This is a genomic window from Pseudomonas imperatae, from assembly GCF_057128625.1.
The window spans coordinates 54,678-68,915 of sequence record NZ_JBSKHP010000004.1 but is presented as its reverse complement, the minus strand read 5'-3'; the positions used below and the strand labels follow the sequence as shown (position 1 = coordinate 68,915).

Genomic DNA, 14,238 nt, shown 5'->3' with positions numbered 1-14,238 from the left:
TGAACATTCCGATTGCAGAAGACGAAAAACAGGCAGGGCTCGATGAATGAGCCCTGGAAACCATGCCCAGGAAGGGCGGCGGCGAGTTTAATACAGAATCATGAACAGGATGGCGATTTGCCTGAATTTTCCTACACAAAAAGTCGGTTTGTACGATATTTCCTACGAGTGGTATGTGCTAGGCGTGCGCCCCAGTTCAATCAGGTAATCCAGCTTTTCCCGCAGCAGCGGCATCTGGCCGCGGGCCAGGTGGGCCTGGGCGGTTTCCGGGCGCAGGAAATGCCACAGTGAATTGAGCAGCAGCACGTAGCGCATGTTCTCAAGGGCGGCGGCGCGCTGCGGGCCGTCCGGCAACTGCGCGCGGTAGGCCGCCACGAACTCATCCCGCGCTTTCGCGTAGCTGGCCATGTCCCGTCGGCGCAGCAGGCCGCTCAGGTAGGAACCTGCATCAAAACCGATGCGGCCGACCTTCACCTCGCTCCAGTCGATCAGTTGCAAGCCCTGGGGCGAGACGAACAGGTTCTTGCGCAGGTAATCCATGTGGCTGAAGCAGCGCGGGCTCGCCTGCGCCGCGCGGGCCAGGCGCCGCAGCACCGGCGTCAGCGCCGCCAGCGGCTGCTGCAGGCCATTGAAGCGCGCGTCGCCCGCCGCCAGTGCCCGCAGGTCACGAAAATGCCGTGCGTAGTTGAAGCGGGGCCGCAGCAGGTACCACGGCCGGAAGAAATCCATCTGCCAATACTTGAACCGCTGCCCGCGGGGCACGGCCGCCAGGTGGGCAGCCGAGCGCTGCTCAAGCTCGGCGATGCCTTGCGCCACCCGGGTAGCGATAGCGTGCATGCGCGGCGCGCGGCCCTGCACGAAACGGGTGAAGATAATGCTCTCCCACGGCGTCTCTATCAGCCCGTAGCAGGCCGGGTGCTGGAAATGGACGCTGCCCTCCAGCACCTGCCGCTCGCGGTAGAAGCGCGCTTCCAGGCTGGAAATGAACGCCACCTTGCGGATGGACTTCTCCACCACGTCCAGCACCGCGCCCGTGGCCGGGTCTTCCAGGTGATGGTGGCGCACATAGTTGACGAACGACGCGTTGCCCGACAGTTCGGTGGTGGTGATGCGCAGCGCGGCAACGTCCACCCCCGGCAGCAACAGGCCCAGGCGCTGCCCTAGCGTTCCTTGCGCAAGCCGGTAAAGGGGCGTACTGGCCTGCAGCGGTTTGAATTCGAAACTCATCTTCCCAACGTGATCAGGTGAACCGGGTCCTTCATGGACCGGCGATAGTACGGGCATTGCCCGGCCAATTCCACGCCGGGGCGTACCGTTCAGCAGGGCAGGGCCAGGTCGGGACTTTAAATATTTCCTCAGGTTTGGCAAATCGCTACTATACGGCCCCCGAAAATCAAGGAACGATCGCTTCCCCATGAATCATCTCGCAATTGCCAAAGACGCGCTAAACGCACAGGCCCAGGCCATCAGCCAGCTGGCTGACCGAATCGACGGCGAATTCCAGCGCGCCGTGGAACTGATCCTGAGCTGCAAGGGGCGCGCGGCGGTGTGCGGCATGGGCAAATCCGGGTTGATTGGCCAGAAAATGGTGGCAACCTTCGCCTCCACCGGCACACCCAGCCTGTTCCTGCACCCGGCCGAAGCCTTCCACGGCGACCTGGGCATGCTCAAGCCTATCGATGTGGTCATCCTCATCTCCTACAGCGGCGAGACCGAAGAAGTGGTCAAGCTGATCCCCAGCCTGAAATCCTTCGGCAACCCCATCATCGCCATGACCGGCAACGGCCAGTCCACCCTGGCACGCCACGCCGACATCTGGCTGGACATCTCGGTAGAGCGCGAGGTATGCCCCAACAACCTGGCGCCCACCACCTCCACCCTGGCCACCATGGCCATGGGCGACGCCCTGGCCGTGGCCCTCATCGAAGCCCTGGACTTCAAACCCATGGACTTCGCCCGCTACCACCCCGGCGGCAGCCTGGGCCGCAAGCTGCTGACCCGCGTGCGCGACGTCATGCACGCGCCGGCACCGGTCGTCACCCCGGCCACCAGCTTCCACGACTGCCTGCTGGTCATGACCCAAAGCCGCCTGGGCATGGCGGTTGTCATGGACGGCGACAACCTGGTGGGCATCGTCACCGACGGTGACCTGCGCCGCGCGTTGCTGGGCAACGAGAACGTGGTTCGCGAGCAGGTGGCCAGCTTCATGACGGCCAACCCGCACACCATCAGCGCGGATGCGCAGCTGTCGGAGGCTGAGGCTTACATGCTGGATAACAAGATCCGGGCGTTGGCGGTGCGGGCTGAGGATGGTGGGGCTGTGGTGGGGGTTGTTGAGATTTTTGATTGAGGTGAAAGCCCTTAGATTTTTTTCACACGGAGGCCCGTTATCAGGCCTCCGTTTTTTTTTGCCTCTTGATAAGGGCGCGCACCTAGTCGAGAAATTGGCAGGAGCGAACCGTGTCTATCGGTCGGGCAAGTACATCTTGCAGGTTGAAGATTTGACGCTCATAAGGTTCAAGCCTCGAGCAAGGCATTTGGTCCAAGCAAAAAATGGGAAAAAAATGCTCCCATCTTTCACGTTGGTAACTGGACGCTTTCGGTACGCATCTCAAAGCACTCAGTCGGTCGGGTCGTTTGGGACGACGATGGCTCGGTCTAAAGGCTTGGATAGTTTGGTGTTGTGCATTGGCTTGAGCCGGATAGACTTATCTGGAATCTAGGTGAGTTGGAGACTGCAAAGACAAGATATTTTAGGTCTCACTCGCAACGGAACGGTTTTGAATGCTCAATGCTCTAACCAGCAACTTTTTCAAGCGGTCTGTCTACCCATTTCCATTTCGGGCATCTGCAAGCACTAACTTTTGGGGGTTTTGTGAAACGTCGTGAATTCGTAAGACTGGGGAGTTTGGGAGTTGCAGCAGTAGCTGCGCCGTCGGCCTACGCATCCGTTGATAGCGATGAGGCCGGGAACTTGAGGTCGCCTGGCGGCGAACCTGCCGAGCAACGGATGGCTGTCGCCGGGGCGGTAAAACGTTCGATTCCAGATAAGCTGCTCGACATGTTGTCTGTTAGAGATTTCGGGGCGGTTGGAGATGGGGTCGCTGACGATACCGCTGCGATCCAGGCAGCGGTGCAAAGTGGTCGGTCGATCTTAGTCCCTAAGGGAACTTATCGGATAACCAAAACGATACGTGCAGGCGCCGTGATGCTTCATGGCGAGGGCGCTCAGTCAGTTTTGTTGTTTGATTCCATTGGAGTAAAAGCAAATGGGATTGAATTTTGTCCAGAGGTCGCTGAGCAAAGCAGTGGCTGTTCTAGCCTGGCTTTGCTGATCATAGGGACAAACGGTGGGGCGGCTATAACAACGCCTAAGGATGAACGTCAATATAAGGTGTTGAGGAGCAAGTTTCACTTCTCGAGGTTGCTCATTGCGGGGCGAGATAAGCCGCTGTCTGGTCAGAATAATGCCTTCGAAACATTATTTGGATGGTCGGTCGGAATTGAGCAAGGCGACGCGTGGCAGTCGGAAATTTATGAAGTGGATGGTTATTCCACTTATCGCTCTGATCGAGATCCGTCTGGCCAACTAAAGAGCGCTTTCATTCGGCTCGATGCCTCAAGTGCATTGATAACCGCGCGCATCGGAAGTATTACATGTTCGAATTGGTACAGGGGGATCGAAGTCGGTGCGCATTCCTTTTTCCAGATTCAGCGTTTCGATATCGCACACTCATTTGATGGGGTGTTCCAAATTGCGGAAGGAAAAGAGGTCTTTGGTGAGTCTAAGCTTTTAAATGGTAATATTAACGCTCAGCACATTGGTGTTTATTTTGAAAGTGTCTCGACGCGTGAGATTTCGGGTGTTGTAGTTAGGCGGCACCGTTTTGGTTGGAAAGGGGCGAGTTATAACTGGGTTGGCTTTAAGCTGGTTAAGTGCTCGGGTAGTTGGCTGGTAAATTGTATGGCGCAGCCTGATGAAAGTGGTGGGGGGTTTGAGGGGGGGCAGTGCGCCTTTGAATTGGTTAACGCAGCATCCATAAGCCTCGAAGGGGCGTTGATAGGCGCTAATTGCGATACTGGTGTCTTGGCCGATGGTTGCGTGATGTTGCTGTGCGACAATGTGATGACCTGGCAAGCGAAAAGTGACAAAGATGTACTGTATCGCTTGGTAAATGGTACTCGTAATAGCGTTTTAGGTGCTTATTCGTTGGTGAGCTCCTTCAAAGGGGATGTTGTTTCTCAGGATGCAAGCAAGATTCACGATGTTCAGTTTCTTCAGCGCGACGTAATGCCTTCTGGGGCTACACCTACCTACACTTGGCGCAGGGAAGCGAGTGAGGTTAACGAGAAAGTCTGGAAGGCGTTACAAGGCCCCAAGACATGGGCTCTCATGACCTCAAATGACGAGGAAACAGAATATGTCAATGCCCTGATATTTAGTAGAGCTGGTAGCGTCGTTGAGTCATGCGATATCCGAGCAGGGCAGACGATAGTAGGCGACTTAAGGTCAAATGCTGATGGGAAGCGATCGTTAGGCAGTGCTGAAAATCGGTGGGGGCAGATTTATTCGGCTACTTCAAGTATCACTACGTCAGATGAGCGGCTTAAACAGGATATAAGGCCGGTAGATGATCGCCTGCTTGATGCTTGGCAAAAGGTCGAGTATTGCCAGTACCAGTTTAAAGACGCAGCTGTTGCCAAGAACGGTGGGGCGCGTTTGCACGTTGGAGTGATAGCGCAGAGGGTCAAGCAATCACTTGAAAGTGCGGGTCTTAACCCATCTGACTATGGTTTGCTTTGCCTTGATGAATGTGAGGGTGAAAGCGGGGGGGATAGATTTGGGATCCGTTACGAGGAAGCACTCGCGCTGGAAGCGGCCCTAATGAGGCGAACGACTAAGCGGCTTGAGGACAGATTGCATGCCTTGGAACGCCGATAGGTATTAATATATTCTGCTTTGTTGGTCGTGGTCGAGGTTTCTGAGGGGCAGCCATTGCAGTATCGTGCTAATGGCTGACTTCAGATTTGTTGAATTATTTAAAGACTGCTGGATGACAAACTGTAATCAGCAAATTGGCTTTGAGCTAGTTTTACGTTCTGGCTGTAATCTTTTACCAAAGTTTCTTTGCTTATGACTTCATTGCCCGTCAGTGCGGCGAGTGACTCAAGATTTTCGAAGTATTCCGGGCGGGAGTAGTTGAGCTTGCATGCCCATTCGGCGTGTTTAAAGGCAAGTTCGTTATGCCCTGCTTTTTTGTAGATGTGAGCTAATTGCACATGTGCGATCGAGCGGTGTGGGCGCAACTTTATCGCGTTCGAGCAGGCGGAGATTGCTGCGTCTGGGTTGCCAAGTTTCAGGTTGACGGCACCCAGATTCATCCATGCTTCCCAATATTTTGGAGTGGTGGATGTGATTTTTTGTAGCGACGATAAAGCGCTTTTGAAGTCGCTAAGGCGGAAGTGAGAAATCCCTTGCAGGTAGTCGAGCAAGGCACACCCTCCAGCCGCTTTAGAGTTTGATGTGATCAGTTTGTTTACTTCTGCCCAGTTCTTTTCAACCAGCTGATTGTTGATTGACCATAGCAGTTTTACAGTGTCGTCTTTCGAAGCATCACCCTGGCCATACTCAAACGCACTGATCTCATTACCTGCTACCAGGTCCTCAAGTACTTGATTAAGCCGGTTGTAGCGGGCCAAGAAATCAGGAGTATCATGCTGCGATTCGCTGATGCAGATGAGTTTTGCATTGCGGCGTTTGTACAGCAGCCAAGCTCCTAATATGTCGTTGATATCCATGCCGCCGTAGTAAACCGTTAGCGGTGGCAAAGGTAGGCTGGTCAAGTCGTTGTACATGTATTGCAAGTGGTTTCGTGTAATCTCTGTTTTTCCGCCGGGCACCCCGAGCAATGGCTCAACACCAAAAGCCAACACATGGTCTGCTTTTGCCATTGACCCATATAGCAGCGCGCCGTAGGCGCCCATGCTGCTGCCGGTCATGACTAGTCGGCTCGCCTTCACGGTGGCTTTAAACTCAAGAATAGCCTGCACTGCGCCACGAATACCACCGCTGATACCCGGTATTCCCGCGCGGTACCAATCGGCAACGTCGCAGTTCAAGAAAATCAGATGCGAGTTCAGAGCACTGGCGGACTTCCAGAAAGTAAATTTCGGGGGGCGGTCATTTCGGGCTGCAAAAACGACTGTCAATGTGGAGGCCCCGGGGCACTCTTGGAAGCTATAGTAGGGGGATGCTTTGACTTCTGTTTTTTTCATGGTCAGTCGTCTTGTCAGTGGTCGAATAATGAAAGCATTGTTAGCTAGGGCCCACGGCGTGCGTGGGCCCCTATTATTTACTTCGATTCCGCGAAGTTTGCTCGCATCAAGTAGATTTTATCCATTACTGAAAGCTTAGAGTTCCAGATGCCACCGTTGTCCTTCAAGAATTTCAAAGCAACGTGGTTTTTCCCTTTGGTCGGTACCAAGCTGATCAAGGTAGTGTCGACGTTGCATTGCTTCTCCGGGAAAGCAAGCAACGAGAGCCCGATTAGGAATTGAGAGCGATGAAGAGATTTGACTTGTCGATAATTCTTCAACTTGCCGTTCGCCAGTGCCTGCAAACTCTGCTGTTTTGCTGCAGAAGGATTGACGGCGGAGGTTTTCGCGCCAACGATAGCATTGGTAATGTTTTTTACACTAGATGCTGCTGCTGCCACTGCGCTTTTTGGCTTGCTGTTAGCCTTCCAAAGCGCCACACCCTCTTTCCAGACATCCTTGTCGTTCGCCACCCGCGGGGACAAAACGTAGGAATTCGCTGCGCCGGCGTAGGCGTTATCAAAAATCAAGCCTTTGAGAATTTCAAGGTCGCTCAAGGTTGGTTTTGTGAAGAACTCAGAAAGTAGGTAGGTTGACGAATTTTGTTCGAGCGCAATGTTGGCTTCCAAAGGTTCTATTTTCTGAATCCAGAGGCTGCTGAAGTTTAGGGCGCCATTGTGAATTGCTCTAATTTTCGCGACGTGGAGATCACTGTCCAGTTCTTCGCGTTCGAGGACCACTTTGCCATGCTTGAGGGAGTAAGAAGTGAGGCTTCCAACAGGCTCGTTGACAATGGTCTCCACAATAAGATTGTGCGAAATGATGGGCGTCGACAATTTGTGCCGAACGTTCATGTTATTGAACAGGTATGCGTTCGCATTCGGGAATGGCGCGCCACCCATTTCGCCGTTATAGGTCATGAAGAACAGTGGGATGAACTTGCTTGAGAAGTACTCGCTGACTACGGAGTGCGCCGATCCTTTGTACCCAAAATCGACTGCAACTACGTCGTCTGACTCTGATAAATCATTGTCAAGTAAGTACTGTCGGAAAGCGTCCTTTCTCGGCTGATTCGCGCTTGCCCAGTATTCCCAATCCGAGATCAGGTATTCGTGCACGAGTCCGTAAATCGCACCAAGTGTTGTATCTTTGATCAAACACTCGGTGCTTGGGATTTCCCACTTCGCCAATTTTGCGACATCGATTCGGGAGGGGTCGATCCGGAACCGACTGTCCAGCAATTCTGCGAGTGACTTGTGGCGCGAAAAGTCGTCGATACGAACTTTTAGCGAATCGTCTGGTGTATGAATATTCAAGCAAGTCAGTGCTTTTCTGGATACGGCCAAGTAGGTCGGCTGCAGCTCACTGTATTTCTTGACACCTTTTACGAGACGTTTCGCAATTTCAAATGGCAAGAAGCAATCTCGCGCAAAGAAGAGGACTTTTTTGCAGTCTTGCTTCAGCGCGTTGTCAAGAATCCACTTGGTGAACTCGTAAAGAACTGGGCCAATCGCTAAAAATCCGAACTCTCCAGGCGTGGAGAAAACGTCTCGGCGTTCCTTGGCGCTATCAAGTGGCTTGTCTCCGGGCGCGAGCAGTGCGTCAAAATATTCTTCTGCGTACAGATTGGCGGCTGTCCGTAAGTAAAAGCTATCATCAAAGACTGCCGCGTCTAGTCCGCGATTGCGGAAGGACTGGTTGACGCGTTCACGGGTGGAAAAAATTTTAGTTGGATAGATGCTTGAGTCTAGCGCTCGTAGGAAGTCGCCAGTCGAGTTGTCGCCGATGTGAATGATGGTTGAAGGGTCGAGATTAAGGTCATTCAAAACGTAACGGAAAAGACTGCCGGAGTGTTTCTTTAGGCCGATCTCCGAAGAAACATACAGTTTTTCATGTGCGGTATATCCAGCATTAATCAACGCATTGCTGACGAAGCTTTCGGTATGGGTGAAATCAGATATCAGAATGACCCGTTTGCCTTTGGAAATGGCGTGATCATAAAGGGCCCGGCCAAGCGAGCGAGCTTCCAGTAGCGCAAGCTCTACGGTCTGCTCGATTAGCAACAGTTGATCAGCGAGCTTGGCGTCTTGGCCAAATGCCAGCAGCATGCGCTCGTAAATTGCTTTGGTATAAAATTCTTCGTGAGGTGCTAGCTCAGTATTTTCGACATGATGCAGCGCGTCGTGCTCTTTCCTTAATTGCCGCTCAAAGCCGATCCGGAGTTCTGGGAAGCGTTTAAGCAACGGGGCAGGCAAAAGCGGGGGCTGCTGAGCTTCCAATTTTTTCTGGATTAACAGGAACGCATCTTCCGGTTTAAAGACGGTTCTGCGGAGCAAGGTGTCGAAGATATCAAACGACACAACGTCGAATTTTTCAATGCGATCGAGCAAACCTCGCAGCGAGTTTTTTTTGCTCGTTACCACGCCACCCATCTTCTTTACTTGGTTGTCAGCCGCGTTGAATGGAGATCGGGTGAGATATTCTTTGAAAAGTGCATGGGGTTTTGGGAATGCAGACAGCACGTCAAGCGCGGAGTCGCTTTTTCGTGTGTCTAACCCATTCAAGATTGCAGTAAAGTATTTTGTATCGCTCAGGAAACTGTCAACCAGGACATTTTGGCGCGTGAGCAACGATGCCACGAATGCTTCGCTATGATTTGTACTGATCGGAGTTTTTATGGAGTCAACGTAGGACAAGTGGGATGTTGATGGCGATGCCAGTTTCTTTCCGTGTAGCAGTGCCTGGAACCCCAGCGTGCTGGAAACGGTCACCACGGTGTCTACCCAAGGCACGATGTATTGTGAAATATTATCGAGCTTTTCGAGTTCAGTGCTGTAGAGGAAATTTGGGTAAAGATTTCTGAGGTAACCCAGGTTTCGATTGTTTAGTGTCTTTTCGGATATCAGGCTGCCGATATATTGAGTGGCGATTACGCCAACGTTTTCCGGCGCGTTCGCCAAGACGTCCGTCAAAAATTCGAACTGATCTTTGTATTTGCAGTTTTCATAAAAGCCGAAATACCCCGAAATCTGCATTGGCACAAGCCAATAAGTATCGAACTTACGGCTTGGGTCAACGAGATCCAGGATGATGTTTTTCACATCGGTATCATTGTTAAAGTAAGTCGAGTATAAATCTCTGATTTTCAAAAAATCACTGGTGTCGTCCAATGCTTCGAAGCGCTGGCTATCATCAAGATTTTTGAGGAACGAGTTTTCGTACAAGCCAACAGGGTCAATGCTGATTGTCTTTGGGTACGGCGGCCGCATGTAAGCACCGGGCATAATGTCCAGTACCAGGGCGTTGGGGAATATGTTTCTGAAAAGTGTGGTTGGGAACTCCCAACAGAATATTACGTCCGGTTCCCAGTCCCCGAAAAGACTTCTGAAGTAGTCCATATACGCGCTTTCGTTTTCATTGAAGGCGTTGTTGTAGCTGTCAAGAATAAACTTGTCGCCAAGCCCGAAAACTTTTGCATATTCAGAGTTTTGTACAACGAAGCTGTTTTCTTCGTTTATTTCCGTGATCTTGTGTTTGCGAGACAACAGGTCAAGTGTGTGTGAGCCAAGCAAGAATTTGCTTTCGCCGCCTGTCGCAGCCTCGAACGTTTTGCTGAAAGGGAGCAGGTAGGTTGCGTAAGAGCCTACGCGGAATTCCGGAAGGCCCATGTCGACCCCGAAATTTGACATGAATAGAGCTTTTTGGAAGCGCATGTTTCGTCCTGAAGACTTGTCCGAGACCTTGATTCTCGGTTCAGCCACGAATGCGGCGCTCTCAAGGTCTGGATTGAATATTTTAAAAAATTCGAGGCGCCGTCAGGCGCCTCGAAAGCAGTCCCGAAGTCTAACTGCACTCCGGTCTAAGTTACTTTATTTATAGGCGCCGACAGTGCGGCCCAGCACCATGGTTTGGACGACCGGTGTAATAACCTTTTGCCACTCGTAAACCGCAGCATTGGTCACGTAAATGGTGTCATCCGGTTTAATAATGATTTGGCGCGCGTAGAAGATCGCCGCCGGATCACGCATGTCCAAACGAAGTACGGTTGGCTTGGCGCGGGCATCGTCACTCATGCGGAAGATGAATACGCCTTCAGGGTTGGCACTGGCTTCACGCAGGCCGCCTACCGAGCCAAGCGCGTCCAGCAGGCTGGTGTTCTGTGCAGGGAGGTCTTTCAGCCCTGGCTCCGACACTGCGCCCATGGCGACGAAGCGCTGGCGGGCGCGATCGACGATAACTTCGGAGCTTGGGCGCAGCACGGCGTTTTTGCCGCCCAGCACATCTTCGTAGCTAAGCTGTTGGACCTGGCTGCCGTTGCGCACGGTAATGTTCACCAGGTGCGGTTCCAGAACCGGGCCACCGGCCTGGTTGATAGCGTCCAGCAGCGTCAGGGGGCCGGCCAAGGTAGAGAATCGTCCTGGTGTCTTCACCGCACCGGCTACCAGCACGGAGCCCGACAGGTCACCCACCAGCTCGACGTGCGTCTGCACGTCGGTGGTGATGCCTTTCAGCTGCTTGCGAATCATGTTCTCAACGTCGTTGATGGTCATGCCCGCAACAAACTGGCGGCCAACGTACGGCAGGGAAATCATGCCTTGGTCGTCGATGCGCGCCTTGAGTTGCGTGCCACCGGTGGCGAGCGAGGCGAACAGTGCCGAACCTTCCGGTGCAGTGTCTGCAATCAGAATGCTCAGGGTGTCACCGGACATCAGGCGGGCAGACGGCCCCACCGGTTTGGTAACACTGGCAACCAACGGGCGCTCGGCGCCTTTCATGTATGGCGCGATGGTGTTGGCGTTGATTTCGACCAGGTTGTAAAGGTCGGTCTTGGCTTCGATGTTGCCCTTGTAGGGGCCAGCACCCGACAGAGTGCCGCCGCAACCGGCCAGGCTCAGGACGGCCACAGCCACGGCAGCGAGGTTCAGGGTGCGCTTGTTGGAAACAACTAGGGATTTAATCACGATGATCCTCGATCGAAGCAAGAATGAAGCGGGTGATGCCGTACAGCATGAGCAGGCCCAGCAGGACGGTCGCCAAGTTGTACAAACGCTCTGGGTAGAGGGCGAGTTGCGGTGTGTTCGGGCTGACTACGGTTACCAGGGTGCGAATCTTTTTGCTGGCTTCAATGCGCGCGGTGTCCAAGGCGGCTACGGCAGTCTTGTAGCTGTCTTCGGCGATGCCGGCGTCCAGGGTCAGTTGCTGGTAGCGCGAAGCGACAACGTTCAGCTGATCGCCATCAGGTGCGGACACCAGCAGGCGTTTTTCCTTGGCCAGTTGCTGGGCAATGGCGGTGACCTTCTGCTTCTGCTGCAACACCTGAGGTGCGTTGGGGCGCAGTTTGAAGCTCATCTCGGTAGCGGTTGCCTGTTCCTTGGTGTACTGGCTCTCCAGGTCGGCGATGATGGTGGCGCGGTTCTGTGCCGAGCTGCCGCCGTCCAGTACGTTGTTCTTGTTCTGGAAGGACATAAGCGCAGTTTTGCGCTCGGCATAGTTTTCACGGGCCTTGACCAGTTCGCCTTGGGCGAAGCCCATTTGTTCACGCGCAATGCTGTGGCTCACTTCGTTGACGAAGTGCTCGCTGGCTTCAAGGATGGTGCGCAGCATCAGCTCGGACATTTGTGGGGTGAAGGCCTGGACCTCTACGCGCAGCAAGCCCGTAGTCTCGTCATACGAGGCGCCGACCATGCGCTGGTAATACTTGAGCAGGTCTTCGCGCTGGGCATCCTTGGGCAGAGAGAAGAAGATGTCGCTGCGCTGTTCGGAGTATTTCTCCACCCAGTGCAGGCGGTCTTCCAGCAGCAGCATCATGTCGGTGGACATGATGTATTCGCGCAGGTACAGGGTTTCTTCCCGGGACGCGGGGTTGTTGCCGGTCAGCAGGGTAGCCAGGCCAGGCAGTTGGGCGCCCTGGTTGCTACCTTCCTGGCGCACGACCACTTGGGCCGAGCTGACGAAACGGTCCACGGCGAATATGCCGAAATACAGTGCCGCCACGGTCAGCGGTAGTACCACCAGCCCGATTGCCAGGCGCCAGCCCTTGAATTTACCCGTACTGCTCATAAGTGATGCATCCTTGAAAATGGAACGGTGTTGCAATGAAAGGGGGAGGAATCAGCTGTTGTAGGCCTTGATGCCTTCGGCGACGTCTTCGTACACCTGGATGCCGCCGTCGCGGACCAGCAGCACGATGTCGCAGAGTTTTTCGATTTCCGGCATGGAGTGGGAAACCAGCACGACCTTCGAGCGTTGCAGCTTCTGCTCGAAGACTTCGGCGCACTTGCGCTTGAACTGGGCGTCACCCACCGACATCACTTCGTCAATCAGGTAGTAGTCGAAATCGAACGCCATGCTCAGGCCAAAGGCCAGGCGTGAGCGCATGCCCGATGAGTAGGTCTTGATGGGTTCGTCGATCCAGTCGCCGATTTCGGCGAACTCCTGCACGTAGCGAATCTTTTCGCGCATGGCTTCGCCTTGGGCACCGTAGATGCGGCAGACGAACTTGATGTTCTCGCGGCCGGTCATGCTGCCCTGGAAGCCGCCTGACAGGCCCACCGGCCAGGAGATGCTCTGGTCGGTGGCAATGGTGCCGGAGTCGGGGATGTCGGCACCGCCCAGCAGGCGCATGAGAGTCGACTTGCCGGCGCCGTTGCGGCCGATCAGGCCGATGTTCTTGCCCGGGGGAATGGCCAGGGACAGGTCGCGGAACACATAGCGGCGGCCCTTGGGGGTCAGGTACGACTTGGTAACGTTTCTAAGCTCGAACACGTGGGGCCTGTAATCAACCGTTTTTCGTGGAAATGAGATGCAGTCGGCGGGCCCGGTACGTGCCCAGGGCAACGAACAGCAACACCAGGGTGACGGCGATCACGTAATTCGCGGACACACCGGCCACCGGCGCGTAGTGCGGCAGGGCTTCGGCGCGGATCAGCTCGACGATGTGCAGGAAAGGGTTGAGCAACAACATCGGCAGCATTGCCTGCGGCAGATAGGACGCAGGCATCAGCACGCCGGAGATGAAGTACAGGGGGAAGAACGCCATGCGGAAGACGATCTTGGCACCTGGAATGGCATGGGTAATCAGGGCAATTACCATGCCCAGGCTGAACGCGAACAGCAGGCCCAGTGCCAGTGTGGCAACCCACTGAAGCGGGTGCCCCACGGCCATGTCAAAGCCGAACCAGGCGAAACCGAATACCAGGATCACGTACACCGTGGCGCTGATGCAGGCTTCTACCAGCACCCGGGCGAGGTAGGTATCCAGCGGCTTGATTTGCTTGTAGGCGAATAGCGAACGGTTTTCCCGCAGGCTGTCCATCAACCGCATGGCGGTGTTGCGGTACAGCAGGAAGGGTGCCATGCCGACAAGCACGAACACTGGGTATTCGATGCCGGTGAGGGTGCGGCCACGCAGCAGCGCGAATAACAGGCTGAAGATCAGCAGGTGACAGATCGGTTCGATCAGGGTCCAGGCGGCCCCCATCCGGCGGGTACCGAAGCGCGAGCGAGCCTCGCGAAGAATCAGGGCGAAAATGACGGATTTCTGAATCTGGAACGAGGAGCGAGGCTTCAAGAGTGATTACCGCACAGCGTTGCCGCCTGATCGTTATCGGGCGGCTGGAATTCATTTTCAGATAACGAATCTGCCGATATGGGGGTGGCAGACTGCTTCCATGTGGCGCGGGAGGTTAAACGCGGGCCTGACAAGCGTCAAGTAAGATGGTTCCTAAAACGCAAATGACGTTTTTGATAGGAAGGGGGCATTTCCTGAAGCGGCTAGCCGCGTCCGTTAAGGGTTTCAGCCCTTTTTCATTGGGCATTCGCCGTTCATTTACCGATGAAATGTAAAAGCAATTACAGGTGAAAACCGACCAGTGGTATTGGGCTCGGGCGGATGGTTTTTGCCTCGGGATTCGGTCGAACGCC

The 14,238-nt window shown here is 54.3% G+C and carries 9 protein-coding genes; 2 read left to right on the top strand and 7 right to left on the bottom strand.

Going from position 1 to position 14,238, the window contains the following annotated elements:
* Positions 1-162: 162 nt before the first annotated feature.
* Positions 163-1,227 carry a phosphotransferase family protein gene (locus ACWKWX_RS06650; RefSeq protein WP_483827266.1) on the bottom strand — a complete coding sequence of 355 codons (1,065 nt, stop codon included), beginning with the start codon at positions 1,225-1,227 and terminating at the stop codon, positions 163-165.
* Positions 1,228-1,414: 187 nt separating this feature from the next.
* Here ACWKWX_RS06650 and ACWKWX_RS06645 point away from each other — a divergent pair, with 187 nt between their 5' ends.
* Positions 1,415-2,350: a KpsF/GutQ family sugar-phosphate isomerase gene (locus ACWKWX_RS06645; RefSeq protein WP_475505742.1), complete on the top strand. Its 936-nt coding sequence runs from the start codon at positions 1,415-1,417 to the stop codon at positions 2,348-2,350.
* 525 nt (positions 2,351-2,875) lie between these two features.
* Entirely contained in the window at positions 2,876-4,942 is a 2,067-nt protein-coding gene (locus ACWKWX_RS06640; RefSeq protein ID WP_483827265.1) for a tail fiber domain-containing protein, read from the top strand.
* A 98-nt stretch (positions 4,943-5,040) separates the two neighbouring features.
* On the opposite strand, the gene ACWKWX_RS06635 is transcribed toward ACWKWX_RS06640, so the two are convergent.
* The 6 genes from ACWKWX_RS06635 to ACWKWX_RS06610 form a co-directional block, all read right to left on the bottom strand.
* Positions 5,041-6,276: a tetratricopeptide repeat protein gene (locus ACWKWX_RS06635; protein WP_483827264.1), complete on the bottom strand. Its 1,236-nt coding sequence runs from the start codon at positions 6,274-6,276 to the stop codon at positions 5,041-5,043.
* A gap of 77 nt (positions 6,277-6,353) precedes the next feature.
* Positions 6,354-10,028: a hypothetical protein gene (locus ACWKWX_RS06630; protein WP_483827263.1), complete on the bottom strand. Its 3,675-nt coding sequence runs from the start codon at positions 10,026-10,028 to the stop codon at positions 6,354-6,356.
* 156 nt (positions 10,029-10,184) lie between these two features.
* Entirely contained in the window at positions 10,185-11,276 is a 1,092-nt protein-coding gene (locus ACWKWX_RS06625) for a polysaccharide biosynthesis/export family protein (protein WP_483827262.1), read from the bottom strand.
* The gene (locus ACWKWX_RS06620) at positions 11,269-12,375 is read right to left on the bottom strand and encodes a KpsE/RkpR family capsule polysaccharide export protein (protein ID WP_483827261.1); all 1,107 of its coding nucleotides are present in this window, start codon (positions 12,373-12,375) and stop codon (positions 11,269-11,271) included. Before ACWKWX_RS06620 ends, ACWKWX_RS06625 begins: the two co-directional genes overlap by 8 nt.
* Positions 12,376-12,426: 51 nt before the next feature.
* The gene (locus tag ACWKWX_RS06615) at positions 12,427-13,080 is read right to left on the bottom strand and encodes an ABC transporter ATP-binding protein (protein ID WP_483827260.1); all 654 of its coding nucleotides are present in this window, start codon (positions 13,078-13,080) and stop codon (positions 12,427-12,429) included.
* Between the two features lie 13 nt (positions 13,081-13,093).
* On the bottom strand, positions 13,094-13,885 hold the full coding sequence (locus tag ACWKWX_RS06610; RefSeq protein WP_475505735.1) for an ABC transporter permease: 792 nt from the start codon (positions 13,883-13,885) through the stop codon (positions 13,094-13,096).
* Positions 13,886-14,238: the final 353 nt, after the last annotated feature.

Coding starts and splice junctions, on each gene's coding strand:
- ACWKWX_RS06630 (WP_483827263.1), bottom strand. CDS start 10,028: ATGCGCTTCCAAAAAGCTCTATTCATGTCAAATTTCGGGGTCGACATG.
- ACWKWX_RS06620 (WP_483827261.1), bottom strand. CDS start 12,375: ATGAGCAGTACGGGTAAATTCAAGGGCTGGCGCCTGGCAATCGGGCTG.
- ACWKWX_RS06635 (WP_483827264.1), bottom strand. CDS start 6,276: ATGAAAAAAACAGAAGTCAAAGCATCCCCCTACTATAGCTTCCAAGAG.
- ACWKWX_RS06645 (WP_475505742.1), top strand. CDS start 1,415: ATGAATCATCTCGCAATTGCCAAAGACGCGCTAAACGCACAGGCCCAG.
- ACWKWX_RS06650 (WP_483827266.1), bottom strand. CDS start 1,227: ATGAGTTTCGAATTCAAACCGCTGCAGGCCAGTACGCCCCTTTACCGG.